This window comes from Streptoalloteichus hindustanus, assembly GCF_900129375.1.
GTDB classification, from domain to species: domain Bacteria; phylum Actinomycetota; class Actinomycetes; order Mycobacteriales; family Pseudonocardiaceae; genus Streptoalloteichus; species Streptoalloteichus hindustanus.
Genome location: NZ_FQVN01000005.1, coordinates 48,490 through 75,487 on the forward strand (window position 1 = coordinate 48,490; position 26,998 = coordinate 75,487).

Sequence of the window (26,998 nt, forward strand, 5' to 3'; positions counted from 1 at the left end):
GACGTTCACCTCGGAGTCTTCGATATGCGGTGGACTCCGCCGCGGACCGAGGACAGGAGGCAGCACAGGTGACAACTCGGGCGAGATCGGTACTGGCCGCGGCGACCGCCGCGCTGGCCGCGTTGGCGGCGGTGGTCGGGGTGGGCGCGCCGACGGCCGCCGCCGCGACGCCGAAGGTGTTGGTCGTGGGCATGGACGGCCTGCGGTGGGACCGGGTGGCCGCGGCGGACGCGCCCACCCTGGACGCCCTCGCGGCCGGCGGGACCCTGGGGGAGAGCCTGCTCTACTGCTCCCCGATGGCCGGCACCTGGAGCGGGGCCGGCTGGTCCACCATCGCGACCGGCGTCTGGCCGGACAAGCACGGCGTCAAGGACAACTCGTTCGCCGGCAAGCGCTACGACCAGTACCCGGACTTCCTGACCCGGTTGGAGAAGCGCGACCCCCGCTACTCCACGCTGTCCATTGTGGACTGGGCGGCGCTGCACCGGCAGGGCACCTTCTCCGACGCCGTCGACACCCGGATCACCTACGACGGCGACCGGGACGGCTACGCCGAACTGGACGAGAAGGTGACCGCCGACGCGGAGCGCTTGCTGCGCACCGGAAACCCCGACGCGTCCTTCGTCTACCTGGGCCACACCGACGAGGTGGCGCACAGCAAGGGCGCGGCGAGCGCGGAGTACCTGTCGGCCATCGCGAAGCAGGACCAGCAGCTCGCCCGCATCCTCGCGGCGGTCCGGTCCCGCTCCACCTACTCCGCCGAGAACTGGCTGGTCGTCGTGACCACCGACCACGGGCACACCGACCGGGGCGGGCACGGCGGTTGCGGTGTCGCCGAGCGCAGCACGTTCCTGCTCGGCTCCGGGGCCGGCCTCGCCGCCGGCGCCCGCCCGATCGACACGCGCCTGGTCGACGTCGCGTCGACCGTCTTCCGGCACCTCGGGGTCCCGGCCGACGCCGGGTGGAAGCTCGATGGCAAGCCGCTGGGTGAGCGGAGCGCCGACCCGTTCGACACCTTGGCGGGACAGTTGAAGCCGAGGGTCGACGAGACGGAGATCCCCGCGTCCGTGCGCGGGTGGACCCACACCGCGCCCAGCGGATGGTCGGTCGACCGGTCGGGGATGCCCGGCGGCGGCGTGACCGAGTGGCGCGGCTGGTCCTTCACCAACGACCAGTTCTGGAGTCGCACGCAGTCCGGGCAGTGGCGGGAGAACAACGTGCGGGCGCGCGGTGTCTTCGCCGTCGCCGACTCCGACGAGTTCGCCGACCGGTCCGGCGGCGGTAGCTTCGACTCGACCCTGGTCTCCGCGCCCTACGCGGTGAGCGGGAAGTCGGCGCTGACCCTGCGCTTCGTCAACCACTACCGGCAGGAGGGCGCGCAGAAGGCGGACGTCCTGGTGTCCTTCGACGGCGGACCCGACCAGCTCGTCAAGCGCTACGACACCGACGTCGTCTCGTCGGTGGAGGCGTTGCCGGTCGCGGTTCCGGCCGGCGCGGGCACGGTGAAGGTCAAGTTCCGCTACCACGACGCCAGCAACAACTGGTACTGGGCGATCGACGATCTCCGGGTCGACTGACGACCCGTTCCCGGGCAGTGCCCGCGCCACCCTCCCTCCCGGCGCGGGCACTGCCCCTTTCGGTACTGCCTCTTTCGAGCACTGTCTCTTTCGAGCACTGCCTCTTTCGAAGACTGCCCCTTTCGGACGCCCGCCGTTGTGCGCGCACCGTCGCGCCGGGATGGCGGAGGCGAACTCCGCGTTGTTGGTGGCGTCCCCCGGCGGGGAGGGGGAGAATGGGCGGTCCCGCCGTAGCTCAGGGGGCAGAGTGCCTGGCCCTGGGGCCAGGAGGACGCCGGTTCGAACCCGGCCGGCGGGTCGTCGTCCCGGCGGTCCCCGGCGCTGACCGACAGCCGGGGACCGCCGGCCCGTCCGGGGGGCGCCCCGCCGGCCGACGGGAAATCCACTGTGGACAGTGAGCCCGGTGGGGGCGGAAGTCGGGACGCGTCGGTCCTGGCGGCCCTGACCACGGGCTCGCGTCGGAATCCCGCTCGTCGAGCGTCGGCCGCGCCGCCCGCTTCTCGTTCGCAGCCGCGGGGCGAAGCTGTCAGAGTTTTTTCCTTCGACACCACCGGGATGCCCTGCCAGGCCTTGGTTCTGCCGGCTTCTCTGTCGGCTTCTCTGTCGACTCGGTATCAGTGCCGGGTGGACGGTCGCGACCCGACGGTGAGCCCGTGTGTCGGCGTCGCGGGCGCTTCTCCCCGGTGTCGCGAAGGCGCGCCGATAGTCCACTTCGGGGCGTCCTCGTGTAGTCGTACGGCCGTACGAACTTTGGCATTCGGCGGGCCTCACGGCCTTCTTCTCCGCGTACCGTCGTGCCTGTTTTGTCCGGACGCCGAGAAACGACGGGAAGCGTGATGGAGTCCGAGGACTGGCGCGGCAAGGTCGGCCCGTTGGACGACAGGGAACTCGCGGAGTTCCTGACCGAACCGCACATCGCCAGGGTGGCCTGTCTCGACGACGACGGCTGGCCCTACGTGGTCCCCTGTTGGCACGAGTGGGACGGCAACGCCTTCTGGGTCGTGCCACGAGCAGGATCGGCGTGGGCGTCCTACCTCGCGGTCGAGCCGAGGTGCGCCATCACCGTCGACGAGGAGGGGCGGCAGCGCAAGGTGGTGGCCCGGTGCCTGGCGGCCCTGGTCGAGGAGCCGAACGTCGGCGGGCGGTGGGTGTCCATCGCGAGGCGGATGAGCACGCGGTACCTGGGCGAGCACGGGGTGAGCTACCTCTGGCCGACCCTGGAGCGGCCCCGGTGGCTGTTCCGGTTGGACCCGGTCTCCCTGCGCACGTGGCAGGGACAGGACTGGGCGCAGCGCTACCGGTGACGGAACGCGCCGACCGCCGAATGTCCGAGAACGGTTGGGACACAAGGCGGTTGGCGGCCCACCGCGGCGGGTGCCACGGTGGGCGCGAGGTCGAACGGGACTGTGGCTCGCCCTGGGGAGGAACCACCGCCGTGTTCCAGGCCACCAGAAGAACGCGCCGGCTCGCCGCCGTGGTCGGCGCGGTCCTGGCCGTCACCGCGACCGGTGTGCCCGCCACGGGGGCGGAGCCCCGTCAGGAGAGCAAACCACCTGAGTGCGAAGAGGGATGGTGCCCGGTCTCCCTGCCGCGGGACCCCGCTCCCGAGGACATCACCGGCCTGGCCGCCGTCGCGGACGAGGAGGTCTGGGCGGTGGGCCGCTCCGCGGCCGGCGCGCTCACCCTCCGCTGGGACGGACGCGCGTGGCAGAACGTCCCGACGCCCTCGGTGGAGGACGTGAAACTGCGGGCTGTCGCCGGGTCGGCGAGGAACGACGTGTGGGCCGTCGGCGAGCAGAGAGATCCGACAACCCGGATCCGCACTCTCACGCAGCACTGGGACGGTCGGGAGTGGACGGTCGTACCCAGCCCCAGCCCCGCTGACCAGAAGAACTCGCTGTCGGCGGTGGCCGTCGCCGGCCCCGACGACGTGTGGGCGGTCGGTGAGACCGAGAGCACGGGCGACGGCAGATGGCCGGAGAACCGTCCTCTTCTCCAGCGGTGGAACGGCCGGCACTGGACCGTGGTGCCGACTCCGCTGTCCGAGGTCAGGGCGAGCTTCCACACCGTCGTCGTCCGCTCGCCCGACGACGTCTGGATCGGGGCGCTCGTCGGGAGCCCGTTCGAGAAGCGGATCGCGACCGCCCTGCGTTGGGACGGCCGGTCGTGGCACCGGTGCGACGTGCCCGACAAGGACGGCGTCGACAGGGTGGGGTTGGGAGCCGCCCCGGACGGGAGACCTCTTCTCGTCGGGGTGCACCGCTACAGCCGCAACAGCGCCCGAACCCGGGTGTGGCACTGGACCGGTTCGGAGTGGACGAAGGTGACCGTTAGCTACCTGGAGAACTACAACGGGGACTTCGGTGCGCCGGCGGCCGACGGATCAGGTCGGGTGTGGCTTGTCGGAGGGCCGGGTGGCGGCACGGGAGGGCTCTTCGAGTGGGATGGTCGACGGTGGACTGCGATCGAGCCGAAGACCGGTGGGCGTGGCAGGTTCGCCGCTGTGACGGCCTTGCCGGGTGGCCGGGTCTGGGTGGGCGGCAAGTTCGGGCGAACAGACCACAACGGACTCGTCTACGCCCGACGTGACGGCTCGCCGTCAGCACCCTGACGGCCGGGCTGGTGAGCATCCGGGACCGTTCGCGGGTCCCGGGGTGGGGGAGGATCGGGAACGACCACGAATCCCCCAGCGTGGTCGTTCCCGCCCTCACCGTCCACAGGGGACACTCAGGGGCGGTCGCCCGTCGACAGCGCCGCCTTGGCCCGCGTGATGGCGGCCGACCGGGCCACCTGGTTCTGCCACAGGATGATCACCGGCGGGAAGACCAGCTCGGCGATGGTGAACGCGACGAGCAGCGCGTGCGGGGCGCCGACCGCCAGGAGTGAGACCAGGCGGGCGACGCCACCGAGGAAGAAGGCGGCGAACACGGCGCGCACCGCCGACGTGGCGTGCTCGACCCGGGGGACGGCCCACAGGACGACGACCCCCAGGGACAGCCAGAGCGAGGCGAAGAACCGGTAGTGGTTGTCGACGTTCACGCTGGCCTGGATCGGCTCGGGCAGCAGCGACGGGCCGACCACGATGTCGGCGGCGCCGCTGCCGACCGCGAACAGACCGAACAGCGCCAGGAACACCTGGAGCGCTCGACGAGATGACATGATCACGACCTCCCTGCGGGGAGCGTAGCTCTCCTGACCGGCCCGGACCTGGGTTCGGTGACGGGGAACGCGTTGTGGGTCAACCGGAGTCACTCCGGCCGGGTGCGGGGTTGGCGCGCGGCGACCAGGGCGAGCACCCCGATGACGAGCAGCGCCCATGCTCCGGTCGCCGGGAACGAGACCAGGCACAGCGGCACGCCCATCGCCAGGAGCAGCCAGCCGACCCGGGCGGGGAGCCGGCCGGTGGTCCGCACCACGTGCTGGGTGAGCAGGGCGATGGCGAACAGCGCGAGACCGCCCACCAGGAACCAGACGGTGGCCTTGCGGGCGAAGTAGTCGCCCGCCGGCTCCACCACGGTGCCGACGAACCCCTCCCGGAGGATGTCGGCCCAGGAGTTGGGTTCGACCAGGGCCACGGCGGCGTGGCCCACCGCGGTCACGACGAGCAGCCGGGGCACCCACCGGGCCAGGGGATTCACGGGTTACTCCTCGGTTCGTCCGGCAACAGCCGCATGGCGAGGGCGTAGACGGGACGCATCTCCTCGGGGGAGACCGGTGGCAGCACCTGGTGGGCGCCCACGAGCACCAGGTACAGCAGGCGGGCGATCGGCGTGACCTCCTCCGCCGGCACCCCCGACCCGGCGGCCAGCGACCGCAGGTACTCGGTGCGCAGGTGGTCGACGCGTTCCTGGGTCGCCCTGGCCTCCTCGTCCTGCAGCGCCCACGCCCGGACGGCGACCTCCAGGTCGGTCGGGTGGTGCTCGTCGGTCAGGACCAGGTCGAGCAGCCGGCCGAACCGCGCCCTCGGCGAGCCGCCGGCCCGCTCCACCAGGTCGATGTAGCCGGTGGTGCACCGGGCCTCGAAGTACTCCAGCAGGGCGGACCGGAACACTCCGATGTTCTTGAAGTGGTGGTAGAAGGACCCCTTGGTCAGCCCGAGCCGTCCCGCCAGGCGCTCGATGGTCAGCGCCGGAGCGCCCTCCTCGGCGAGCGTCGCGAGACCCGCCTCCAACCAGTCCGGCCTGCCCGCCATGCGTCTCCCTCCGCCGTTCGGATCAACGCTCCATACCGTACAGTACGGTACGGCCCCATCCGGCGAGTCCCTGATCACGTCCACGCCCGGGCTGGTCGGGGCTCCCTTCAGTCCCGTTCGTGGCCCAGGAAGGCGCGATCGAGACCACCATCCTCCGTGGAGTGTCCGATGTGGACATCCGAGGTACGGCCGAGTCGCCACAGTGAGGTCACCTCGGCGGCGCGGGCGAAGTGCAGCGGGTCGGCGGGGTCGGTGGCTCGGGAGTGCCGGGGGCGGACCTCGGTTCGGCCGAGGACGCGCAGCCCCGCGTCCGTGACGGAGCGGAGGAGGGCGGCCCTGGTCCGCAGACCCAGGTGTTCGGCGAGGTCGGACAGGATGAGCCATCCTTCGCCGCCGGGCACGAGATGGTCGGCGAGCCCGTGGAGGAAGCCGTCGAGCATGCCGCCTCCCGCGTCGTACACGCCCCGTTCCAGAGCGGAGGACGGCGCGACGGGAAGCCAGGGCGGGTTGCACACCACCAGTGCCGCGCGCCCAGGGGGAAACAGGTTGGCCGACACCACGTCGACCCGGTCGGCGAGCCCCAGACGGGCGATGTTCTCCCGCGCACAAGCGACGGCGCGCGGGTTGAGGTCGGTGGCCACCACCCGCTCGACACCGCGCCGCGCGAGGATCGCGGCCAGCACCCCGGTGCCCGTGCCCACGTCGAACGCGGTGAGCCGTTCTAGCCCGGACCCGTAGTGATCAGTCCGAAGTGGAGGGACCTGGGGGAGCGGAGCCGTCGCCACGAGGTCGGCGTACTCGCTGCGCACGGGGGAGAAGACCCCGTAGTGCGGGTGGATGCGCCCGCCCAGAGCGGGAACCTCGACGCCCCTGCGCCGCCACTCGTGGGCGCCGATCACCCCGAGCAGCTCGCGCAGCGAGGTCACCGAGGGACCGTCGGCCGGGCCGTACGCCTCCAGGCACGCCTGCCGCACGTCGGGCGCTCTGCGCAACGGCACGCTGTGGTCGTGGTCCAGCGGCACCAGCACCATGCCCAGCACGCGGGCGCGGTGCCGACGGGCCTGGCGGAGGCGGTGGAACGTCTCCTCGGGGGTGGCGCCGGGGCGGGGCGGCCGGCGGTCCACCCGACGCGCCAGGGCGCGGAGGAGTTGGCGCGCGTTGGAGAAGTCGCCCCGCCACAACAGGGCTGTTCCCGCGCGGGCGAGGCGGTGGGCGGCGTCGGCCCGCATGCGGTCGTCGGCGGCGACGACCCGACGGGGCGGGGGAAGGCTGTTCTCGGAGCGCCAGCGGGCGGAACGCGTCGCGCCGGCCTCGAACCAGCTGATCTCGGGCACACGGGCTCCTCGTGATCACACGTCGACAGGGCAACGAAGATCACTTCGACCGCGAGGAGCGAGGCGCCCGAACGGGCGTGAACGTCAGGGGGTGACCGGCTCCCGCGTCGAAGCGCGTGCCACGAGGTCGCCGAGGACCATGCCGAGTGTCATCGCGCCCACCCCTCCCGTGCGGAACCGTCGTCGGACTCTCGCACAGCCGCGGCGAGGCGGGCAAACGAGTCTCCCGAACACCACTCCGCGCGCCGCTGGTCGTGACGCACGCCTCCCCGGCACAACGACGACCGGGACGCGGCCGTCCCAGGGTCGTGAGTTCGCTCCGCTTCGCAGCGCTCCAGCTGCTGCGCTTCGCCTGGGTGCAGGCCCGGTGCTGCGCGTTCGCCGTGACGCTGTTCGCCGGCCTCGCGGTGTCCACAGTGGTCGATCTGCCGATCGCGCGGTACGACGCGCTGCTGGCGTACGGGCTGCTGGCCACCCTGACCTTCCGGCTCCTGGGCCTGGAGACCACCAGGGAGGTCCTGCTGGTCGCGGTGTTCCACCTGATCGGTCTGGTCTTCGAGCTCGTCAAGGTGCGCCTGGGCTCGTGGGTCTACCCGGAGGACGCGCTGACCAAGATCGGGGGAGTGCCGCTGTACAGCGGGTTCCTCTACGCCGCCGTGGGGAGTTACGTCTGCCGGGCGTGGCGGCTGCACGAGCTCCGGGTGTTCGGCTACCGCCCGCTCGCGACCGCGCTCGTGGCCGCCGCGATCTACGTCAACTTCGTCACCCACCACTGGCTGCCCGACCTGCGGTGGCCGCTCGCCGTGGCGTTGGCGGCCGTGATCTGGCGCTCCCACGTGCACTTCACGGTCGGCCGGCACCGCTACCGGATGCCGCTCACGATGTCGTTCGTGCTCATCGGTTTCTTCCTGTGGGTGGCGGAGAACGTGGCCACCTTCTTCGGCGCGTGGCGGTACCCGCACCAGATGGAGGTGTGGCGGCTGGTGCACCCGTCGAAGTTCGGCGCGTGGGCGCTGCTCGTCAGCGTCGCGTTCGTGGTGGTCGCGAGCTGGCAGGCCCGGCGGGGCCGGCTGCGGCCGGAGCCGGGCGAGGTCCCCGCCCTGGTGTGGTGGCCGGGCGGCGGGTCGGGGGCGGACCGCGTCGCGGCGCCCCGCTCAGGGCAGCAGGTGGGCGGTGTAACCCGCTGAGGCGATCGCGGCGATCACCTGCTCGGGTGTGGTGCGGGTGGTGTCCAGCAGCAGGGTGGTGCGGCCCCGGCGCGCCGAGGTGCGCGGGTCGGTCACGCCGGGCAGGTCCTCCAGCACGTCGTCGATGAGCAACGCGCAACTGCCGCACCGCATGTCGGTGATCATGAACGTGTGGGTGCTGGGCACGGTTCTCCCGTCCGCCGCTCGGTGTGCTGGCCTCGGTCCGCCGGCGCGGCCGCGCCGTTGCCCCGTGGGGCAGACCCGCTGCCCGTACGGGCACCGGATCGCCCCGGCGGACCCCGGCCCCGCCGTCCGTCTCCGATCATGACGGAGTCCTCCTCCCGCCGGGGCGGTCGAGGGGGACAACAGGACGTGTCGCGTGGTCTCGACATGGGGAGAGCAGCGGTGGGAGACGTGGCGGAGCTCCGAGTGGCGCCAGGGGCGCCAGCGACGCCGGCGTCGCCGGCGACGGTCACGGCCCGCGTCGCGCTGGCGCAGGCCGTCGCGCAGGTCGACGCGCTCAAGCGGGACGTCGACGCCGGTCGGCTCTCGTTGGACCCCACGGCCGGCGAGCAGCTCAGGACCGCGTTGCGGGAGCAGGTCGACATCGCCGACGCCTGGCTGGCGCGGGCGCGCGGCATGGGGCGGCGGATTCCCCTGGGCGACAACCCGGTCGGCGCGGCCATGGCCGAGAAGTTCGAACGCCGCGCCGAGGGGCGGGACGACTCGTGCGTCGCGGTGCTGGAGCAGTACCGCGCCGTCCTGGAGGACGCGCACGACGCCGTGGCCGACGCGATGCGGCACTACCGCGAGACCGAGGACGGGCACGTCCGGACCTTCTCCAGGCTCGAAGGGTGAGGCGCCCCCGGTGCCTGTCGGCGACGGCCGAGCGGAGCACCGGGCGGCGGCAGGACCGGGTCAACTGGGCTGGGTCAACTGGGCTGGGTCAACTGGACTGGGTCGGACAGGCTGGGGCGACAGGGTTCGGGCCGCGGGCGGCGCGGCGGCTGTCGCGGGACGTCGCAGGACTGAGGGAATCGGGTGAGGGTGGGCGTGGAGCCGCAGACCGAGGCGGGCGCGAAGCCGGAGGGCGTGCTGGCCGTGGCACCGTGGGCCACGGTGGACCTGGTGCTGACGGAGAGCCCGAACTGGGCGGCCATGTCGCACCGCGAGCTGTACGACGCGGTGCACCGGGGCAACGACCCCGGGCAGGCGTACTCGCTCGCGCAGGAGTGGACCGACCTGGCCACCGAGATGCTGTCGTCCAGCCAACTCCTCGCCCAGCGGATCAGCGGCACCGAGGCCGGCTGGCAGGGTCCGGCGGCCGACGCGGCCCGGCAGGCGACGCTGCGGCTGGCCACCTGGAGCGAGAGCGCGGGGCAGACGGCGCACCAGATGGGCGCCAAGGTCGCGAACCAGGCGCAGATCGTCGAGCAGGCCAGGGCGTCGATGCCGGAGCCGGTGGACTTCGACTACGACCGGGAGCTCGCGCGGTTCGCGCCCCAGGCCGGTGGCGACCTCGCCGGGTTCCAGGCGATGACGCAGGACCTGCGGGCCCGACAGGTCGCGTCCCAGTCGGCGCACCAGCACGCGGTCGACGTGATGGTGGCGATGGAGCAGCAGTCCCGGACGGTCGACGCCACCACGCCGTTGTTCGCGCCACCGCCGGACGCCGCGCAGCGGGACCGCCAGCCCCTGGCGGAGGCGCAGGGCGCCCACCAGGGGGCTCCGGCCGGGTCCAGGGTGGAGACCGGCGGTGTCAGTCTCATGAGCGCCGCGCAGCCCGCCACCGTGCCCGGGGCCACCACGGGGTACACCCCCACGGAGGCGCGGCACCTGGTGGCCGGTGCTCCCGCCGTCCCAGGCGTCCCGGCGCTCGGTGGCGGGGCCCCGGACTTCGGCGGGCAGACCCAGACCACGCCGCAGTTCACCTCCACGCCGAAGGAGCAGCCCGGCGGCTGGTCCGGTGGCTGGTCCGGGGGTGGCGGCGGCTCCGGCCAGGACCACTACCGCCCGTCCACCACGACACCCCAGTACACGCCGGGCCCGTCGGTTCCAGCCAAACCCACCGGTCAGGACTCGCCGTACCGGCCAAGAACCGGCCAGCCCGACCCCCGCGTTCCTGGTCCCAGCACCTACGTCCCTGGCCCCGGCTCGTGGCCGGGTTCGGGGAACCCGGGGAACAACCCGCCCTCCCCGGGCGTGCCGAACGCCCTGCCTGGCGGCAAACCCGGCGGCACGCCCACGCCGTGGCAGCCCAAGGGCGGCTTCGGCCCGACCGGCACGCCGACTCCTCCGGTGGCCGGGCCGGGCACGGGGCCGACGCCCGGGCGGCCGAACGTCCCCGCGTGGTCGCCCGAGGCCGCGGCGCGCGCCGCAGGCGGCTTCGGCGGCGGCGGTGGTGGTGCCGGCGGCTTCGGCGGTGGCGGCGGTGGCGCGGCCGGGTTCAAGTCCGGTGCCGGCATCGGTGGCGGGTGGGGCGGCCCGCCCGCCGAGAGCGGACCGCGCGGCTCCACGCCGGTCGGCCCCGGGGGCAGCACCGGGATCGGCGCCCAGGGCGGCCGCCCGGCCGGTTTCGGCCCGATGGGCTCGGGTCCGACGACCGGACCGGCGTCCACCCCGGGCACCCCGATGGGCGGTGGCATGGGCGCGGGCGGGCACGGCGCGCGCGGCGAGGGCGACAAGGAGCGCCGCGCTCCCGGCTACCTCAAGGACGACGACATCTTCGACACCGACGCCGACCGCCTGCCGCCCTCGGTGATCGGCGTGACCTTCAAGAAGCGGAACTACCACGAGAAGCCGCGGGACAATGGCTGACCACGACTACCTCCTCAGCCGACACGCCTGGGACGTGCTCTGGCGGGACCGGGAACTCGGCCCGATGCCGTACCCGGTCGACGTGCCCAGCCACGGGCGCACCGCCACCGAGCGCGCCGAGCTGCGCGACGAGGTGCACGCCGACCTCGCCGACCGCGGTCTGCTGCGGCGGGGCCGGCTCGACGCCGACCTCGACGACCTGCTCCGCGTCCTGTCCACGGCGGACGTCCTGGTCGACGTGGTCGGCCACGTCGGGCGGCCGCTGCGGGCGGTGGCCGCCAGCGACGGCCGGACGGCGGCGCTGGCCGTGCTCGACGGCGACGAGGTGGGCCTGTCCGCGATCCGGCCCACCGCGCTGGCCGGCGCCGTGGTCGACCTCGTGCCGGCCCGGCCCGCCGGCCCCGGCGCGGCGATGACCGTGCCGCTGGCCGCGCTGGCGCGGGCCGTGCGCCAGGACGACGTGGACCTCGACGACCCGTTCGCCGACCCCGACGAGGACGAGCGGCAGGCGCTGGTGCGCGCCGGGGTTCCGGCGGGGCGGGCCGAGGAGCTGCTGGACCTGGCCGGCTCCCGGATCGCCGGCGGCCAGGTCGGGGTCAGCCGGGCCGAGCGGCACGGCGGCGGCCCCCGCCGGCACGGGCCGTTGGTGAGCTGGTTCGACACCGACCGGGGGCGCTACCTGGCGGTGCCGGACGGCGACTGGCTCAGCATCGCCCCCATCGACAACCCGCGGTTGGCCGCCCGCGTCGACGACCTGCTCGTCGACGCGCGGGACTGAAGGCAGGAGAGGACCTCTCGTGGAAACCCAGCAGTGGCTGACCGACTTCGAGGCCACCGTGGCCGACCTGCGTCGGAAGTCGCAGGAGCTGGAGGAGAACATCGGGGCCGCGGCCACGACCGTCAGCTCGCCGGACGGCTCGGTGACCGTCACGGTCGCGCCCAACGGCGGTCTCCAGCAGCTCGCGCTCGGGCACCGCGCCTGCGAGCTCGGTCCGGCCCGGCTCACCGCGCTCATCATGGAGACCGTCCACAAGGGACAGCGGATGGCCGCGCACAAGGTCGCGGAGGCCTTCGCCCCGCTGGGCGCCGGCACCGAGGCGATGGGCATGCTGACCAGCCACCTGCCCGAGCTGGACGAGGCCGAGGAGCGGGAGCTCGACGCGCAGCAGGCCGCCAGGGCCGCTGGCGCCCCCGTCTCGCCGCCCGCGGCGGCTCCCGCCCCGCCGGCCTCCGCGCCCGTGCCGCCCAGCCCGGCCGCGCCGCCCGTGCGGCCCGCCGCGCCCGGTCCCGGTTCCCCACAGGGGCCTGGTTTCCCGCAGACCACTTTCGAGGGGCAGGGCGGGGGTGCGGCCGGGCGTGCCCGGCCGCACCCCCAAACGAAGCCCCAGGACGACGATGACGATGACGTCGACCTGTGGTGACTCGCTGGCCGGGGCACGGCGCGCCCGGCGCGGCGCGCGACCGCCGGTCCGCGTCGTCCACCCCCTCCGTCCACAGTGGACGATGAACCGCTCGGGAGCCGACGGCTCCCTGCCGCGGTCTCCTCGTCCACTGTGGACGAGCAAGCGAGTGCTCCGCGCGACGGCGTTGTGGTCGGGGTGAGCGACCAGTCGACGACAAGCGGTCGTCGCCGCACCGCGTCCCGGTCGTGCTTCCGGCTACTCGGCCGTGCGGAGCGCGTCGGGCAGTGCCGACCGGCCGGGTACGCCGAGCTTGCGGTACACGCTGGTCAGGTGCATCTCGACCGCCCGCAGGCTGACCACCAGCTCGGCGGCGATGTCCTGGTTCGTCGCGCCGGCGGCGGCGCGCTCCGCCACCAGCCGCTCGGTCCGCGTCAGCCCGGCCAGCCCGCTCTGCCGGGGACCGCGCGGCCGGCCGCCGGCCGCCACCAGCGCGGCCCGCGCCCGCTCCGCCAGCGGGGTGGCGCCCAACCGGGCCGCCAGGTCCATGGCCGTGCGCAACATCTCGCGCGCCGGCCGCAGGCGGCCCTGCTCGGCGTGCCACCTGCCCAGGTCCAGGGTCGCCACCGCCACGTCCAACTGGGCGCCGGCCCGCTCGAACAACCCGATCGCCTCGGTGAGCAGCTCCTCCCGGCGCTCGTCCGGCCCCGTGTGGGCCAGCGACCACAACGCCCGCCCCACCGGCCGGGGACTGCCCCAGCGCCGGGCGGCGACCAGGTCCGCCTCGGCCACCTCCCTGGCCCGCTCGCGCTGACCCGCGGCCAGCAGCACCGGCACGGCCGCCGCGCGCCAGTCGTTGGCGGCCGGGTTCTGCCGGTCCCACAGCTCGCCCAGCCGGCCGGCGTCGGTGATGTCCCGCAGCGCCCCGTCGAGATCGCCGCGCGCGGCCTTCACCCGGCCCCGCGCGATGAAGTACGCCTCGCACGCCCACGTCTCGCTGACGCTGTCCTCGGTCAGCGGCGTGCTCGCGTGCGCCCACGCCTCGTCCACCCGGCCCTGGTCGAGCAGCGCGTCCACCAGCGGGCGCAGCGGGATGGCCACCGCCGGCCCCCACTGGTCGGCGGGGACGAGCTCGAACGCCGTGCGCACGCTGCGCTCGGCCTCGGCCAGCCGGCCCCGCCAGTGCAGGCTGGAGGCGTGGGCGACGTGCAGCAACGCCTCGGTGAACCCGCCGCCCTGCGCCCGCGCCTCGGCCAGCAGCTCCCGCAGCCAGCCGTCGGCCTCCTCGTGCTCGTCGGCGCAGACCAGGGCGGCCACCGCGGAGACGAGCACGGCCATCGGCCCGCTGGTGGGCACGCCGCCGGCCAACGCCGTGCGGGCCAGCTCCAGTACCACGTCCGCGCTGTGCGAGTGCAGGTAGAAGGCGGCCGCGATGCCGGCGAGCACCCGCTCCCCGCTCAGCCGGTCGGTGCGGGGCACGGCCGCCGCCGACGGCGGCGTGTAGCGGCTGCCCATCCACCGCCACTGGAGCTCCAGCGCGGCCTCGTCGTCGTACTCGGCCCAGTCCTGGTCCTGCGGCGACCCGTGCAGCCGGGCCCGGCGCAGGTGCCACAGCCCGCGCCGGAAGTCGCCGAGCGCGGTCATCGAGTCCGTGTCGAACCGGGCCACGGCCAGCTCGGCGAGCAGCACCGCCGAGGTGTGCTCGCCGCCGGACTCGGCGAGCGCGCGCTCCAGGAAGGCCACCGCCGCCGTCGAGTCGCCCCGCGCCATCGCCGTGTTCGCGGCCTGACGCAGCTGCCGCACCGCCCACGTGGAACCGGTGACCGGGCCGCGCAGCAACTGGGCGGCCACGCTCTCCGCGTCGTCGCACTGCCGCGCGAGCACGCGGGTGGCGCGGGCGAACAGCTCGGCGCGCGACGCCGCGTCGAGGTCGGCGAGCACCGCGTCCCGCAGGACGGGGTCGGTGAAGGTCGGCGGCGTGGTCGAGTGCAGCAGGCCGGCGCCGTGCAGCGCGTCGACGGCCCGCGCCGCCGCCGACCGGCTGACCTCGGCGACCGCCGCGACGTCCTCGGTCGTGATCGGGGCGCGCAGGGTCGCCAGGGCGGCCAGCGCGGACGCGACGGCGCTCGCCGCGGCCGGCGCCCGGCGCTTCCACCACTCGACAGCCCCGTGAACCAACTCGTCCGGCGGTCCGCCGTCGCCGGACGGGTGGCTGGTCAACCGGTCGGCGACCTGCTGGACCAGCAGGGGGTTCCCGCCGGTGCGCCGGGTGAGAGGGCCAGCCAGCTGGCGGGCCGTTGGGGCGTCCCAACGGCCCGCCAGCGCCTCCGCCACCTCGTCCTCGCCCAGCGCCGCCAGTCGCACCGTCCGGCTGCTGCGGGCCACCAGGTCGGACAGCGGGCGGTTGCCCAGGTCGAACGGGGTGCGCAGGGCGCACACCAGCAGCAGGGGCAACGCCTCGGACAGGGCGGCGAGCTCGGCCAGCCAGCCCAGCGAGCCGGGATCGGCGTGCTGGACGTCGTCGACGCACAACACCACCGGGCCCGCCTTGGTGAGCTCGACCACCGCCGCCGACGGCGACCAGTCGGACGCGTCCGCCGGGGCCTGCCGACCGGTGTCGGTCAGCAGGAACTGCCGGGGCACCACGAACGGCGTGCTCTCGTCGGCCACCGTCGGCTGACTGCGCCGCACGGTCAGCCCGTCGGCCAGCCAACTCCGACGCGCCGCCGAGAGCAGCGCCGACCGGCCCACCCCGGTCGGGCCCGTCACCAGCACGAACTGGCCGGCCCCCCAGCGCGCCTGCGCGCCGGCCTCCGCGAGGAGGCGTGACTCGTCGAGTCGTCCAGCGAGAGGTTTGTGTCCTGCCGAGCCCTCGCCGAGCGCCACGGCTCACCCTTCCCACGGTTGAAACACGAACGAGAGGGCAGGTTACCTCACCTCTGGTTACTCCTTGATCACCGAAGCACTGTGGTTCGGACCAAGCGCCGAAAGACTTCGGTACCGGTGACCGGGCGGTCCGCCTAACGTCGGTGTCGGCCGACGAACCCCGCCGCACCCCGGCGCCCCCAGAGCACGTCCGGCCTTGCCCCAACGCCGAAACCCCGCAGCCCACGGGGTCTCCTCGGCGTGCCAGAACGCCGCCCGGCGCGCCGGGCGGACGGGTGATGAGGAGTGACAGTGGGAGAGGTCTGCACGAGGCACGTCGCGGTGGCGGTCCACGCCTTCGACCCGATCAGCTACGTCGGGATCACCGGACTGTTCCGCGACCGACCCGAGATCCGCCTGGTCACCGACAACGACGTCCCCGACGCGGAGGTGATCGTGGTGGTCGCCGCGGGGGTCGACTCCGAGGTGTTGGCGCAACTGCGCAACCTGGCCCGTCGCACCACAGCGCGTCTGCTGCTGGTCGTCGACGAACTCCGCGAGTCGGACCTGCTCTCCGTGGTGGAGTGCGGTCTGGCCGGGGTGATCCCGCGTTCCGAGGCCACCGCGCAGCGGCTGGCCTCCTCCGTCCTGGCCGCCGCCCAGGGCCGGGGCCAGCTCCCGGACGACCTGCTCGGGGCGTTGCTGCGCCAGGTCAACCGGCTCCAGCGGGAGGTGCTGACCCCGCGCGGGCTGACCGTGTCCGGGCTGGACCCCCGCGAGGTCGACGTGCTGCGCCTGCTGGCCGAGGGGTTCGGCACGGCCGACATCGCCGAGAAGCTGGCCTACTCGGAGCGGACCGTGAAGAACATCGTCCACAACGTCCTCAACCGGCTGGGGCTGCGCAACCGGCCGCACGCCGTCGCCTGGGCCGTCCGGGAGGGGCTGATCTGATCACCCGGGTCCGCTCCCACCCCGCTCCGGTCACCGCGCTTCGATCACTCCCCGTGCCCGTCGCTGGGCCGAACGCGCGCATGCCGCCCGAAGGGGTGCGGAGGCCGGGGCGCGCCGCCGATGGGGACGTGTGGCCGCGCCAGGGACGCGGCCCAGAGCCGAGGACGAGGAGGCGGGGACGTGCCCAAGGTGCTGATCCTGACCGGTGACGCCGCCGAGGTGCTGGAGGTCATGTACCCCTACCAGCGGTTGCTGGAGGAGGGCTACGAGGTGGACGTCGCGGCGCCCACGAGGAAGCGGCTGCAGTTCGTGGTGCACGACTTCGTGGAGGGTTTCGACACCTACACCGAGAAGCCCGGCCACACCTGGCCGGCGGACCTCGCCTTCGCCGAGGTCGACCCCACCGCCTACGCGGCGGCGGTCGTGCCGGGCGGTCGGGCGCCGGAGTACATCCGCAACGACGCGGACTGCCAGCGACTGCTCCGGCACTTCATGACGGAGCAGAAGCCGGTGGCGCACCTGTGCCACGGCGTGCTGACGCTGACCGCGGCGGGGCTGCTGTCCGGGCGGCGCACGGCGGCGTACCCGGCGCTGGAGCCGGACGTCCGCCAGGCGGGCGCGGAGTTCGTGGACGGCGCGGCGGTGGTGGACGGCCTGATGGTGTCGGCCCGTGCCTGGCCCGACCACCCCGCGTGGATGCGGGAGTTCATGTCGGTCCTGCGGGCCAAGGCGCCGGTGAGTTGAGCTGTGAGCTGAGTCGCGGTCCGGGCCGGTGGACGCGGGGTTCCGCGTTCACCGGCCGGGCCCTTTTGGTCCACAGTGGACACAACATGGGTCCTCTCCGGATTCGAAGTCCGAGCGCCTGCGCGGGTGGACCGAGGCGTTGTGCGGGTTGCTGATCACCAGTTCGCGAGGGGGGCGAGCCCCTCGCCGCGCGGGAGACTTCACCTTGCCGGCAACGTGATTGCGATTTCCAGGTGGTCCAGTCCGCCTTGGCGCAAAACGACTTCCGCGTTCTGAGCCCAGGTGCCACGATCGCTCCGTGTCCACACGACTTGATCTTCTGCGGTGGCAGTTCGACCTGACCTGGTCGCTGGCGGAACTCCACCTGGACCGACTGGAACCGGCCGACTTCCGGTGGGAACCCGCGGCGCACTGCTGGACGGTGCGCCACGAGGCCGACGGCACGTGGGTGCCGGACTGGATGGAGACCGAGCCGGAGCCCGTCCCGGTGCCCACCATCGCCTGGATCACCTGGCACATCGGCTGGTGGTGGACCGTGGCCATCGACCACGTCGCGGGACGACCGCCGCGGGACCGCACCGAGATCGGGTGGCCCGGCGACGGGGAACCCGCGGTCGACTGGCTGCGCGGCCTCCGCGGCGAGTGGCTGGCGTACCTGGACCGGATCACCGACGCCGACCTGGCCGCGCCGGCGCCGTTCCCCTGGCCGGACAGCCTTGAGTACACCGTGGCCCAGATGATCGCCTGGGTGAACGCCGAACTCATGAAGAACGTCGCCGAGATCGGCCAACTCCGGCTGCTGCGGGCCGCGACCGCCGACTGACGAGACCCCGGCCGGGCCAGGAGTCCCGCGTTCGTGTTGCCCCGCCCGGCTCCGTCCGCAGGATGGGACGGGGAGGTGGTCGCGTGCCGAAGGTGCTGGAGGCGGCCGGGTGGGGGCTGGTCGCGGGCTTGGCGCGTGATCGGCGCGTTGGTCGGATACCTCGTCCGGGTCCCGGCCGCCGCGGTCGCCAGTGTGATGGCCTTCGGCAGCGGCGTGTTGCTGTCCGCCGTGTCGTTCGACCTGATCGCCGAGGCGCACGAGCGGGGCGGGCTGGGGCCGACGGCGGTCGGCGCGATCGCGGGGGCGGTGCTCTACACGGCGGCGAACGTGGCGCTGGCCCGGCGGGGAGCCCGGCACCGCAAGCGGTCGGGCGGCCAGCAGCCCTCGGAGGCGGGCCGGCCCGGCTCCGGCGCGGCGATCGCGCTCGGCGCGCTCCTCGACGGCATCCCCGAGTCAGTGGTCATCGGGGCCAGCCTGCTCGACGGCGGCGCCGTCAGCGCGGTGACCGTCGCCGCCGTCTTCGTGAGCAACGTGCCCGAGGGGCTGTCCAGCGCGGCCGGAATGCGCCGGGGCGGGCGCAGCGCTCGCTATGTCTTCACGTTGTGGGCAGGGATCGCGGTGATCAGTGGCCTCGCGGCGATGCTGGGGTACGCCGCGCTCGGCGACTCCTCCCCGGCCCTGCTCGCCGGGATCACCGCCCTGGCCGCCGGCGCGGTGCTGGCCATGATCGCCGACACCATGATCCCCGAGGCGTTCGAGGACGCCCACCTGTGGATCGGGCTCATCACCGTGCTCGGGTTCCTGGCCGCCTTCGCGTTGTCGCAGCTCTGACCGCCCATCCCCACCCGAACCACCGCCCGTCGCGCCGTTTCTGGGGCCGTGCGGGGGAATGCCGTCGGCTCCCGGTATCCGGGACGGGTGGCGGGGTCTCCTCCTCTTCGCCAGGATGTTCCGGCCGGGACGGCCGCCGGGCTCCCCGCTCCGGACGCGCGGCACCGTCCCCCGGGCGACCAGAGGGGGCACGACGTGTCCGATCACCCGCTGTGGATCGACGGAGTTCTCCCGGCGTGCGGCGAACGGCCCCCGTCGGCGCGCGAGTTGCCGGACCGGTCGTGAGACCGTCCGGCCCCGCCGTCGTCGAGTACCGGAATCCGTGGTTCCGGGTCCGGCGGCAGACCTACGTCGACGCGCTGGGCCGCCACCACGACTACCACTACGTGGACAAGGCCGACTCGGTGCTCGTCGTGCCGCGCACCGAGGACGGTCAGTACGTCATGGTCGGGTGCGAGCGGCCGACGTTTCCCGGCCACCGGGGTGTGGAGTTCCCGCAGGGCGGGGTGGAGGACGGGGAGACCGTGGAGGCCGCCGCCCTGCGGGAGCTGGCCGAGGAGACCGGGTGGGCCGGCGCGGCGCCGCGCCGGCTCGGCGTGCTCCAGGAGGCCGCCGGCTTCGCCAACGCCAGCGCCCACGTCGTCGCCGTGACGGCTCGGCGTCGGGCCGTGCGACGCGGCGAGGAGGCGTTCGAGGCGGGCCTGCGTCCGCTTCTCGTGTCGGGGGAGGAGATCGGCGCGCTCGTCTCGCGCGGCGCGGTCCGGGACGCGGCGACGCTGGCCGCCTGCTTCCTCCTCCACGTCAGCGCCGGCTGACCCGCGCCAGCTCCCGGTCGGCTGGCCCGCACGTCCGGAGGCTGGTCGTCGCCGGTTTCGGCGCGGATGCCGGCGGCGGGGTCCACTTCCGGGTGACTGCCATTCGGGGCAATGAGCCGAATCGGGCGCTCTTACCTGCGGAAACACGGTCTCCCGGCTGGTGTCTTCGGTTCCCGGAAGGAGCGGACGACAGATTTCGGACGTGCCGTAGACTGCCCCGCATGGTGATCGGCAAGGCCCCCGCCCTCGGCTCGCGGATAGTGCGTGATTTGTTGGAGAAATACCGCGAGCTGATCCGGTTCCTGGTTGTCGGGGGCATCGCCTGCATTGTTGACAACGGGACGTGGTACGCCCTCAAGCTCACCGTCCTGGACACGAGTCCGGTCAAGGCGAAGGGCATCGCCATCGTGGTGGCGACAATCGTGTCCTACGTCCTCAACCGCGAGTGGTCCTTCCGTCGGCGCGGCGGGCGGGAACGGCACCACGAGGCCGCGTTGTTCTTTCTGGTGAGCGGGTTCTCCGCCGTGCTCAACCTGGTGCCGCTGTGGATGTCCCGATATCTGCTGCACCTGCGTGTTCCGGAGGTCGACTGGCTCGCGCAGGAAATCGCGGACTTCGTCAGCGGCTCGGTTGTCGGGACCCTGGTGGCGATGGTCTTCCGGTACTGGGCGCTGCGGAGGTGGGTTTTCCCGCAGGCGAGGGAGCGGACGAGCGGGACGGAGGCGCGCTCGGAGGAGTCGACGGCTGGCCGGGCCGCGACGCGCCGGGTCGAGGTGAGCACGGTGAACGCGGTGAACGCGCAGCGGCGTCAGCCGGGCGTCCAGGTGGGTCAGGTCCGTCGGGAGCGGCGACGGCCGCAGCGGACGACGACCCGGGCGGCGAGGAGGCGCAGGAAGGCAGCGCGCCGCCGGGTGCGGGGTCGCGGGCGATAAGCGGACAAGCCGAGACAAGCGGAGACAAGCGGAGGGAACCGTCGGCGCGCCCGCCGGAGCACGGTACTTCTGCTCGTGTTGCCGAATATGCGCGACGCGCTGCGGATCTCGTTTTGTCCCGTGAGTAGGATGGATCGGTCGACAATTCGGAGAAACACCTCAACGGGTGACGTCTCCGTGTCGCACGTCTACGTATTTCGCTCGTCGGTCCGGGTGTGCGGAGCTACGGTGCCGGAATGACGCCTGAGACAGTCGTTCGGATGTTCGCCGATCCCGGCCGGCTCCGGGTCTTCGCCGCGGTGCTGCTGGGCGCGGACTCGGTGACCAAGGTCCTGGACGCCACCGGTCTGCCGGCGAGGGACGCCTCGGTGGCACTGCGGCGGCTTCGGGAAACGAATCTCGTGCACGAGGAGGGCGGGCGGCTCCTCGTGCGTGAGGAACATTTCCGGGAACTCGCGCGCACGGCGCGGTCCGCCTCTTCGGAAACGGCGGAAGGGCAGGCCGGAGAAAGCGTGGACTCCACGCTCCAGCCCTTTGTCCACGGTGATCGGCTCGTGCGGCTCCCCGCCCAGTTCACCCGGCGGGAGCTCGTGTTGCGGCACGTCGCCGCCCGCTCCTTCCAGGCCGGCGTCGAGTACGACGAACGCGCCGTGAACGACAAGCTCAGGCAGTGGTGCGAGGGCGGCGAGATCGACCACGTGGCGGTCCGCCGCTATCTGGTCGATCTGGGCGTCATGGCCCGAGCGAACGGGCGTTACTGGCGGTCACCCGAGGACTGACGAAGTGTTTCGTCCCCGACACTCGACCGCCCGACCGGGCGGGCGTCGGGGACGAAACTTTCCGCGACCCGTCAGGACCCACGGGAAGTGGGTCGAGCGGACCGTCAATGCCGTTGGTTCATCCGGGAATTCGGGGTTCGACCATCGGTCGCGCGAGCGATCCGCCCGTTCAGCGCACGCAGGTACTCGATCAGTCCGGCGGGTCGTCGCCCCAGCGCGGCGCGATCTCGGCCAGCGGCGCGTGCGGGGTCACGTTCACCGCGTACGTGGGGGCGAACGAGAACAGCTTGTCCCGGACGTAGCTCGCCGTGTCGTCGGCGGGCAGCGCGCGGGGCGTGAACCGGGCGCCCGTCGGCCGCGCTCGCTGATCCGGTCGACTCGGAAGATCCGCCAGTCCGCGCGCTCGGTGTCGTGGACGAGGTACCAGCGCCGGTCGCCCGCGACCAGCCGGTTCGGCTCCACCAGTCGCCTGGTCTCGGCGCCGTCGCGCGCCCGGTAGCCGAACCGCACGCGCTCCCGGTTGGTGATCGCGGCGGCGAGCGCGGGCAGGTGCTCGGGATCGACGTTGGCCGGCTCGCGAACGGGATCATCGGGACGGTGGCCGCGTTGCGGGCGCCCACCCGGTGCTGCAGGCGAGAGGGCAGCACCTGTTCGAGCTTGGCCAGCGCCCGGACCGCCGCCTCCCCGATCCCGCGCGACCAGGCGGTACCCGCCGGCCGTGCCCATCGTCGCCTCCACCGGGTAGCCGAGCTCCCGGAGCCGGTCGACGTCGCGCCGCACGGTGCGCGGGCTGACCTTCAGTCGTTCGGCCAGTTCGCTGCCCGGCCACTCCCGTGGCGTCTGGAGCGTGTCAGCGACCTATGCCGTGTTCTGCCTGGATCGTGTCTGGCGTTCCCGCCGTGAGCACCGAGATCAGGCCCTTCCGCGTCGACGTCCGCCAGTCCGACCTCGACGACCTGAACGACCGCCTGGCGCGGACCCGCTGGGGTGTGCGGTTGCCGGGCGAGGAGTGGAACCGCGGTGTTCCGGTCGACTACCTGCGGGATCTGGCGGAGTACTGGCGGACCGGGTACGACTGGCACCGCCACGAGGCGCGGCTCAACGACTTCCCGCAGTACGTCACCGAGATCGACGGGCTGGACGTCCACTTCCCGCACGTCCGAGCCGGACGCCCTGCCGCTCGTCCTCACCCACGGCTGGCCGAACTCGGCGGTGGAGTTCGTCCGGCTCATCGGGCCGCTGACGGATGTGGGCGGAGTTGATGCGCCGCCTCGGATACGAGCGCTACGGCGTCCACGGTGGGGACGTCGGGCCTACATCACCCCCGAGGCCGCAAAGGCCGTGCCGGAGCACGTGGTCGGCGCGCACGTCACCGGTGGGTTGGGTTTCCCCGACCAGGACGAGATTCCCGGACTGTCCCAAGAGGAGCGAGCGGCCTACGCCGAGATCGAGCGGTGGATGGGACTCGGCGTGGACCACACTCGCTCCTGCGGGTCGCCCCGCGGACGTTCAGCCACGGCTGGCACGACTCGCCGGTCGGCCTGCTGGCCTGGATGGCGCAGAAGTTCCAGGAGTTCACGGTCACGGTGGACCTGCCGGAGAAGGCGATCGACCGAGACCTGATCCTCACAACGTGACCCTGTACTGGCTGACCGGGGCGACGGGCACCTCGTCGTGGTTCATGTACGACAACCCGCGCTTCGCCTGCCCGAAGGGGCAGAAGCTCGTGCCGCGAAAGTCCACTGAGGACGGACGCTTCTTCTTGCCGCGCAAGCGGAAGGCAGTGCTGGTCCCCGCACCCACCGGCGCGGGGATCAGTTCTGCTGGTCGATGTTCGTGAGGACGTCGACGGCGCGGTCGAGCAGCTCGCGGAGCAGGGCGGCCTCCTCGGGCGTGTAGGCGGCCACCAGCCGGCGCTCCACGGCCACTGCCGCGGCGTCGGCCCGCTCCAGCAACGCCTGGCCGGTCGGGGTGAGCCGGGTGACCAGGACCTGCGCGTGGTCGGGCGAGGGGCGCCGCTCCACCAGCTCGCGGGACTCCAGCGTCCTGAGCACGGTGGTCATGGTCTGGGGCGTCACGGCGCAGAAGCGGGCCAGTTTCGCGCCGGAGATGCCCGGCGCGAGGGAGAGCGCGTACATGGCCGCGTACTGCGGCACGGTCAGCCCGAAGGGGCGCAGCGCGCGCGTCTTCTCCGCGATGAGCGCCTGTTCGGCCCGCTTGATGGCGTTGCCGGGACGCCAGGCCACGGCGGCGTTGATCTCCTCCTGGTCGCCCACGGGCCGCCGTCCTCCCTCGTTCCGTCAGGGCTCTGATGTGTCGATGAACACTACCACTCGCGTTTGACGTGAGGTCGGTTCTGTCATCATGCTCTGATTCACATCAGGGTCCTGATGGTTCGCAGAGCTCATTGGCAGAGCTCATTGGCAGAGTTCATTGGCAGAGCTCGTTGGCAGAGTTCGAGAGGACGAGACCATGGCGGAGGCGCGAGCCCCGTTCCCCTCACCCGGCCGCACGTCGTTGGCCGTCGTCTGCTCGGCGGTCCTGGTCATGCCGGTCACCGCCACCGGCGCTGCGGAGGCGATCGCCGCCGTCGGCGCCGACCTGCGGACCGACCTCGCCGCCGCCCAGTGGGTGGTGAACGCCTTCTTCCTGACCTTCGCCGGGCTCATGGCCACCACCGGGGCGCTCGCGGACCGGGTGGGACGGCGGCGGATGTTCACCGCCGGACTGGTGGTGTCCACGGCCGCGATGGTGCTCGCCGCGCTCGCCCCCACCATCGACGTGCTCATCCTGGCCAGGGCGCTCGCCGGGGCCGGCTCGGCCGCGGTGGCCACCGGCGGCAGCGCGCTGCTGGCCGCCGTCTTCCCCGAGGGGCCGGCGCGCGCCAGGGCGTTCGCGATGTACGGCACGTCCCTGGGCATGGGCCTGGCCTTCGGGCCGGTGATCTCCGGCCTGCTGGTCGGCGCGCTGGGCTGGCGGGGGTTGTTCGGCGCGGTCGCCGTCCTGTCGCTGCCGTCCCTGCTGGGCGCCCGCCGGCTCCCCGAGTCGCGGCTGACCGTCACCCACCGGATGGACTGGGGCGGCGCGGTCTGCTTCACCCTGGGCCTGACCGCCTTCGCCCTCGGTGTGGTGGAGGGACCCGCCCTGGGCTGGGCGCACCCCACGGTGCTGGTCGGCTTCGCGCTCTGCGTCGTCCTGCTGGCGGTCTTCGTCGTGATCGAGCGCCGCCACCCGGCGCCCATGGTGGACCTGTCGCTGTTCGCCCAGCCCCGGTTCATGGCGCTGTGCTCGATGCCGTTCGTCCTGGCCTTCGGCTTCGTGGCACTCCTCATCGTGGTGCCGCCCTACCTGATGGCGACCCTCGGCTACAACGCGCACGAGGCCGGGTTGGCGTTGTTGCTGCTCACCGGCCCCACTCTCGTCCTTCCCCCGATCACCGGGGTGCTGGCCCGACGGCTGTCCCAGCGCGGGCTGCTGGTGGTCAGCCTCCTCCTCGTCGCGGCCGGCACCGCCCTGCTGGCGTTGGTGCCCGGCGGCGTCGGACCGGTGGGGCTGGCCGGGCCGCTGCTGCTCGTCGGCTCCGGGTTCGGCGTCTCGCTGGCCGTCCTGGACGGCGCGGCGGTCTCGTCGGTCGACCCGTCGCGGGCCGGGATGGCCGCCGGCCTGTTCAACACCGTGCGGGTCGCCGGAGAGGTGGTGGCCATCGCGGTGCTCGGCGCCCTGCTCGCCGCCCTGACCCAGTCCGACCTGGCGAGCCGGTACGGCGACGCGGCGGCCACCGCCGCCACCTCCCGGCTGCTCCAGGGCGACCTGCCGGGCGCGACGCCCGCCGGCGCCGACCCGGTGGCCTTCGCCTCCGCCGCCACCACCGCCTACACCGGCGCGCTGCACGTCGCGCTCTGGGTCCTGGCCGCCCTGTCCGTGCTCGGCGCGGTCCTCGTCGGCCGGCTCATGATCGAACGCCGCGCAAACACCGGTCCCGATACGGTCCCGCACCAGCGGGCGCACACCGCCTGATGATCGAAAGGAACAACACGATGCCCTCCGTTGAGGTCCCCGTCACCGGCGGCACCAGCACGGTCAACTACCTCGTCACCGGCAGCGGCCCCGGGCTGGTGCTCGTGCACGGCACCGGCGCCAACGCGGAGAGCAACTGGGCTCCCCTCGTCGAGGCCGTCTCCGACCGGTTCACGGTCGTCGCGCCGGACCTGTCCGGCTCCGGGGCCACCACCGACCCCGGCGGGCCGATCCTGGTGCCCGACCTGGTCGCCCAGGTCCTCGGCGCCGCCGACCACGCCGGGCTGGCCGACTTCCACCTCGTCGGCCACTCGCTCGGCGCCGTGGTGGCCACGGCCCTGGCCGGCGCCCGGCCGGAGCGGGTGCGCTCCCTGGTCGCCCACGCGGGCTGGGTCAGAACCGACCCGTGGATGGCCCATCAGTTCGACCTGTGGGCGCGCATGGCCCGCGTCGACCACGAGTTGGTCTCCCGGATGCTCCAGGTGACCGCGATGGGCGACGACACCCTGCGGAGCCGCAGTCACGCCGACTTCGCCGAGGCCACCGCCGGGTTCACCGCGATGCTGGGCGCGTCGAAGAGCGGGTTCATCCGGCAGTCGGAGGCCGACGTCGAGGTGGACATCACCGCGTCGCTGCCGAACATCACCGCGCCGACCCTGGTCTTCTCCAGCGAGGGCGACCGGATCGCCCCGCCGCACCAGCAGCGGGAGCTGGCCCGCCTGATCCCGAACGCCGAGCTGGTGGTGGTCCCCGGCGGCCACGGCCTGCCGTTCGAGAACCCCGACCTCTTCGTCGCCACCGTCGTCGAGTACCTGGACCGGCAGACCGCGTTCACCCCGGCCCCCTGACCACCCCTCAGACGGCGCCCCGCCACTGGCGGCCTGGTGGGGCGCCGCCCTGTCTGTCGCGAGTGGACTGTCCACATCGGACCAGAAGTGCGGCGGCGCCGGGGAGGTCGAGCGGACGGGCTCATCCCCGGCCGAGAGCGGCGGGCCTGAGCTCGCGGAGGATCTTCGTGGCCTCCTGCGCGCTCCGGCGGACGGCGGCGCCGAGCTGGTGCTGGCGACGCCGGAACTGGTCGGTGGCCACGGCGACGGAGACGGCGGCCACCACTCGGCCGTCGGGGGCGTGTACGGGGGTGGCCAGGCAGGCCATGCCGGGCGTCACCTCCTCCACCTCGGTGGCCAGTCCCGCGTGGCGGACCTGGCGGAGCTGACGCTCCAGCTCCGACGTCGAGGTGATGGTGTTCGGGGTGAGCCGCCGCATTCCGGCGTCGGCCAGGTAGCGCCGCCGGGCCGCGGCCGACAGGGAGGACAGCAGGACCTTGCCGTGCGCCGTGGCGTGCGCGAACCGCTCGCTGCCCAGGCTGATCCCCCACGAGTCGCCCTGGTCTCGGGGCGCGGTCATGTCCACGACCACGATGTCGCCGTCGCGGAAGATCGAGTAGCAGGCGGTGGCGCCGGCCGCCCGCCGGAGGTGGCCGAGCAGACCGCGCAGGTCGTCGGTGACGCTCATCTGCCGCGAGAAGGCGCGGTTCAGCCCGGACACCTGGTGGCCCAGCACGTAGCCGGCGGAGGTGCGGGCCAGGTAGCCGCGCCCGGTCAGCACGGCGATCAGGTTGTACACAGTGGACAGTCCACAGCCGACCGCGCGGGCCAGGGCCTTGGCCGAGATCGGCTCGTCGGCCGCCGCCACCGCCTCCAGCACGTCCATCGCCCGGTCCACGGTCCGCAC

General features: G+C 73.4%; 25 protein-coding genes, 1 tRNA gene and 4 pseudogenes. 21 read left to right on the plus strand and 9 right to left on the minus strand.

Translation table 11 applies throughout. The features are described 5' to 3' along the window. Positions 1-68 precede the first annotated feature (68 nt). The 4 genes from BUE43_RS16220 to BUE43_RS16235 all read left to right on the plus strand — a co-directional run bounded on the left by BUE43_RS16220 (position 69) and on the right by BUE43_RS16235 (position 4,188). A complete protein-coding gene (locus tag BUE43_RS16220; RefSeq protein WP_073484036.1) occupies positions 69-1,577 on the plus strand; it encodes an alkaline phosphatase family protein in 1,509 nt (502 codons plus the stop codon). Positions 1,578-1,801: 224 nt separating this feature from the next. Beyond that, positions 1,802-1,875 (plus strand) — tRNA-OTHER (locus BUE43_RS16225). Positions 1,876-2,413: 538 nt separating this feature from the next. After that, positions 2,414-2,881 carry a pyridoxamine 5'-phosphate oxidase family protein gene (locus BUE43_RS16230; protein ID WP_073484038.1) on the plus strand — a complete coding sequence of 156 codons (468 nt, stop codon included), beginning with the start codon at positions 2,414-2,416 and terminating at the stop codon, positions 2,879-2,881. Positions 2,882-3,012: 131 nt separating this feature from the next. Beyond that, a complete protein-coding gene (locus BUE43_RS16235) occupies positions 3,013-4,188 on the plus strand; it encodes a hypothetical protein (protein WP_073484040.1) in 1,176 nt (391 codons plus the stop codon). Positions 4,189-4,304: 116 nt separating this feature from the next. Here BUE43_RS16235 and BUE43_RS16240 read toward each other — a convergent pair whose 3' ends face one another. The 4 genes from BUE43_RS16240 to BUE43_RS16255 form a co-directional block, all read right to left on the minus strand. Next, positions 4,305-4,736 (minus strand): DUF4345 domain-containing protein, encoded by a 432-nt coding sequence (locus BUE43_RS16240; protein WP_159447743.1) that lies wholly within the window; start codon positions 4,734-4,736, stop codon positions 4,305-4,307. Positions 4,737-4,825: 89 nt separating this feature from the next. Then, entirely contained in the window at positions 4,826-5,215 is a 390-nt protein-coding gene (locus tag BUE43_RS16245; RefSeq protein WP_234995756.1) for a DUF6463 family protein, read from the minus strand. After that, positions 5,212-5,769 carry a TetR/AcrR family transcriptional regulator gene (locus BUE43_RS16250; RefSeq protein ID WP_073484044.1) on the minus strand — a complete coding sequence of 186 codons (558 nt, stop codon included), beginning with the start codon at positions 5,767-5,769 and terminating at the stop codon, positions 5,212-5,214. The genes BUE43_RS16245 and BUE43_RS16250 overlap by 4 nt, the downstream gene beginning before the upstream one ends. Before the next feature lie 107 nt (positions 5,770-5,876). Beyond that, positions 5,877-7,103 (minus strand): methyltransferase, encoded by a 1,227-nt coding sequence (locus BUE43_RS16255; RefSeq protein ID WP_073484046.1) that lies wholly within the window; start codon positions 7,101-7,103, stop codon positions 5,877-5,879. 308 nt (positions 7,104-7,411) lie between these two features. On the opposite strand from BUE43_RS16255, the gene BUE43_RS16260 reads away from it, so the two are divergent. Then, positions 7,412-8,290, plus strand: a complete 879-nt coding sequence (locus BUE43_RS16260; protein ID WP_073484048.1) for a DUF817 domain-containing protein — start codon at positions 7,412-7,414, stop codon at positions 8,288-8,290. Here BUE43_RS16260 and BUE43_RS16265 read toward each other — a convergent pair. After that, the gene (locus BUE43_RS16265) at positions 8,258-8,476 is read right to left on the minus strand and encodes a heavy-metal-associated domain-containing protein (protein ID WP_073484050.1); all 219 of its coding nucleotides are present in this window, start codon (positions 8,474-8,476) and stop codon (positions 8,258-8,260) included. The two genes, BUE43_RS16260 and BUE43_RS16265, sit on opposite strands and share 33 nt — an antisense overlap. 228 nt (positions 8,477-8,704) lie before the next feature. Here BUE43_RS16265 and BUE43_RS16270 point away from each other — a divergent pair, with 228 nt between their 5' ends. From BUE43_RS16270 to BUE43_RS16285, 4 genes are all read left to right on the plus strand, one after another. Further along, the gene (locus BUE43_RS16270; protein WP_234995757.1) at positions 8,705-9,148 is read left to right on the plus strand and encodes a hypothetical protein; all 444 of its coding nucleotides are present in this window, start codon (positions 8,705-8,707) and stop codon (positions 9,146-9,148) included. Between the two features lie 183 nt (positions 9,149-9,331). Further along, positions 9,332-11,107 carry a PPE domain-containing protein gene (locus BUE43_RS35610; RefSeq protein WP_073484052.1) on the plus strand — a complete coding sequence of 592 codons (1,776 nt, stop codon included), beginning with the start codon at positions 9,332-9,334 and terminating at the stop codon, positions 11,105-11,107. Next, positions 11,100-11,885: an ESX secretion-associated protein EspG gene (locus BUE43_RS16280; protein WP_073484054.1), complete on the plus strand. Its 786-nt coding sequence runs from the start codon at positions 11,100-11,102 to the stop codon at positions 11,883-11,885. Before BUE43_RS35610 ends, BUE43_RS16280 begins: the two co-directional genes overlap by 8 nt. Before the next feature lie 19 nt (positions 11,886-11,904). Next, positions 11,905-12,528, plus strand: coding sequence for a YbaB/EbfC family nucleoid-associated protein (locus tag BUE43_RS16285; protein WP_073484056.1), 624 nt, complete (start codon positions 11,905-11,907; stop codon positions 12,526-12,528). Between the two features lie 237 nt (positions 12,529-12,765). Here the strand turns inward: BUE43_RS16285 and BUE43_RS16290 are convergent, their stop codons facing one another. Further along, positions 12,766-15,393, minus strand: coding sequence for a LuxR C-terminal-related transcriptional regulator (locus BUE43_RS16290; protein ID WP_073484058.1), 2,628 nt, complete (start codon positions 15,391-15,393; stop codon positions 12,766-12,768). A gap of 291 nt (positions 15,394-15,684) precedes the next feature. On the opposite strand from BUE43_RS16290, the gene BUE43_RS16295 reads away from it, so the two are divergent. From BUE43_RS16295 to BUE43_RS16325, 7 genes and pseudogenes are all read left to right on the plus strand, one after another. Further along, the gene (locus tag BUE43_RS16295; protein ID WP_073484061.1) at positions 15,685-16,323 is read left to right on the plus strand and encodes a helix-turn-helix transcriptional regulator; all 639 of its coding nucleotides are present in this window, start codon (positions 15,685-15,687) and stop codon (positions 16,321-16,323) included. A gap of 180 nt (positions 16,324-16,503) precedes the next feature. Beyond that, positions 16,504-17,067 (plus strand): DJ-1/PfpI family protein, encoded by a 564-nt coding sequence (locus tag BUE43_RS16300; RefSeq protein ID WP_073484063.1) that lies wholly within the window; start codon positions 16,504-16,506, stop codon positions 17,065-17,067. Positions 17,068-17,365: 298 nt separating this feature from the next. Beyond that, entirely contained in the window at positions 17,366-17,890 is a 525-nt protein-coding gene (locus tag BUE43_RS16305) for a DinB family protein (RefSeq protein ID WP_073484065.1), read from the plus strand. Positions 17,891-17,973: 83 nt separating this feature from the next. Continuing rightward, positions 17,974-18,721 (plus strand): annotated as a pseudogene (locus tag BUE43_RS16310) (ZIP family metal transporter). Positions 18,722-19,002: 281 nt separating this feature from the next. After that, complete coding sequence (locus tag BUE43_RS34230) at positions 19,003-19,536, plus strand: NUDIX hydrolase (protein ID WP_073484067.1); 534 nt, start codon at positions 19,003-19,005, stop codon at positions 19,534-19,536. A gap of 221 nt (positions 19,537-19,757) precedes the next feature. Further along, positions 19,758-20,228 (plus strand): annotated as a pseudogene (locus tag BUE43_RS16320) (GtrA family protein); the annotation flags it as partial. A gap of 476 nt (positions 20,229-20,704) precedes the next feature. Further along, the gene (locus BUE43_RS16325) at positions 20,705-21,247 is read left to right on the plus strand and encodes a DUF2087 domain-containing protein (protein ID WP_073484071.1); all 543 of its coding nucleotides are present in this window, start codon (positions 20,705-20,707) and stop codon (positions 21,245-21,247) included. Between the two features lie 202 nt (positions 21,248-21,449). On the opposite strand, the pseudogene BUE43_RS16330 reads toward BUE43_RS16325, so the two are convergent. Further along, positions 21,450-22,093, minus strand: a pseudogene (locus BUE43_RS16330) (helix-turn-helix transcriptional regulator); the annotation flags it as partial. 14 nt (positions 22,094-22,107) lie between these two features. Between BUE43_RS16330 and BUE43_RS35775 the strand changes: the two are divergent. From BUE43_RS35775 to BUE43_RS35785, 3 genes and pseudogenes are all read left to right on the plus strand, one after another. Next, positions 22,108-22,408, plus strand: a pseudogene (locus tag BUE43_RS35775) (epoxide hydrolase N-terminal domain-containing protein); the annotation flags it as partial. A gap of 293 nt (positions 22,409-22,701) precedes the next feature. After that, positions 22,702-22,884 (plus strand): hypothetical protein, encoded by a 183-nt coding sequence (locus BUE43_RS35780; protein ID WP_073484076.1) that lies wholly within the window; start codon positions 22,702-22,704, stop codon positions 22,882-22,884. Then, positions 22,881-23,087: a hypothetical protein gene (locus BUE43_RS35785; RefSeq protein WP_327083458.1), complete on the plus strand. Its 207-nt coding sequence runs from the start codon at positions 22,881-22,883 to the stop codon at positions 23,085-23,087. The genes BUE43_RS35780 and BUE43_RS35785 overlap by 4 nt, the downstream gene beginning before the upstream one ends. Here the strand turns inward: BUE43_RS35785 and BUE43_RS16345 are convergent. After that, positions 23,062-23,523 (minus strand): MarR family winged helix-turn-helix transcriptional regulator, encoded by a 462-nt coding sequence (locus tag BUE43_RS16345; protein WP_073484078.1) that lies wholly within the window; start codon positions 23,521-23,523, stop codon positions 23,062-23,064. The genes BUE43_RS35785 and BUE43_RS16345 overlap by 26 nt on opposite strands. A gap of 196 nt (positions 23,524-23,719) precedes the next feature. On the opposite strand from BUE43_RS16345, the gene BUE43_RS16350 reads away from it, so the two are divergent. Both BUE43_RS16350 and BUE43_RS16355 read left to right on the plus strand, forming a co-directional pair. After that, positions 23,720-25,264 (plus strand): MFS transporter, encoded by a 1,545-nt coding sequence (locus BUE43_RS16350; protein WP_073484080.1) that lies wholly within the window; start codon positions 23,720-23,722, stop codon positions 25,262-25,264. A 20-nt stretch (positions 25,265-25,284) separates the two neighbouring features. Then, positions 25,285-26,112 (plus strand): alpha/beta fold hydrolase, encoded by an 828-nt coding sequence (locus BUE43_RS16355; protein ID WP_073484082.1) that lies wholly within the window; start codon positions 25,285-25,287, stop codon positions 26,110-26,112. Between the two features lie 121 nt (positions 26,113-26,233). Here BUE43_RS16355 and BUE43_RS16360 read toward each other — a convergent pair whose 3' ends face one another. Continuing rightward, the gene (locus BUE43_RS16360; RefSeq protein ID WP_143174203.1) at positions 26,234-26,998 is read right to left on the minus strand and encodes an IclR family transcriptional regulator; all 765 of its coding nucleotides are present in this window, start codon (positions 26,996-26,998) and stop codon (positions 26,234-26,236) included.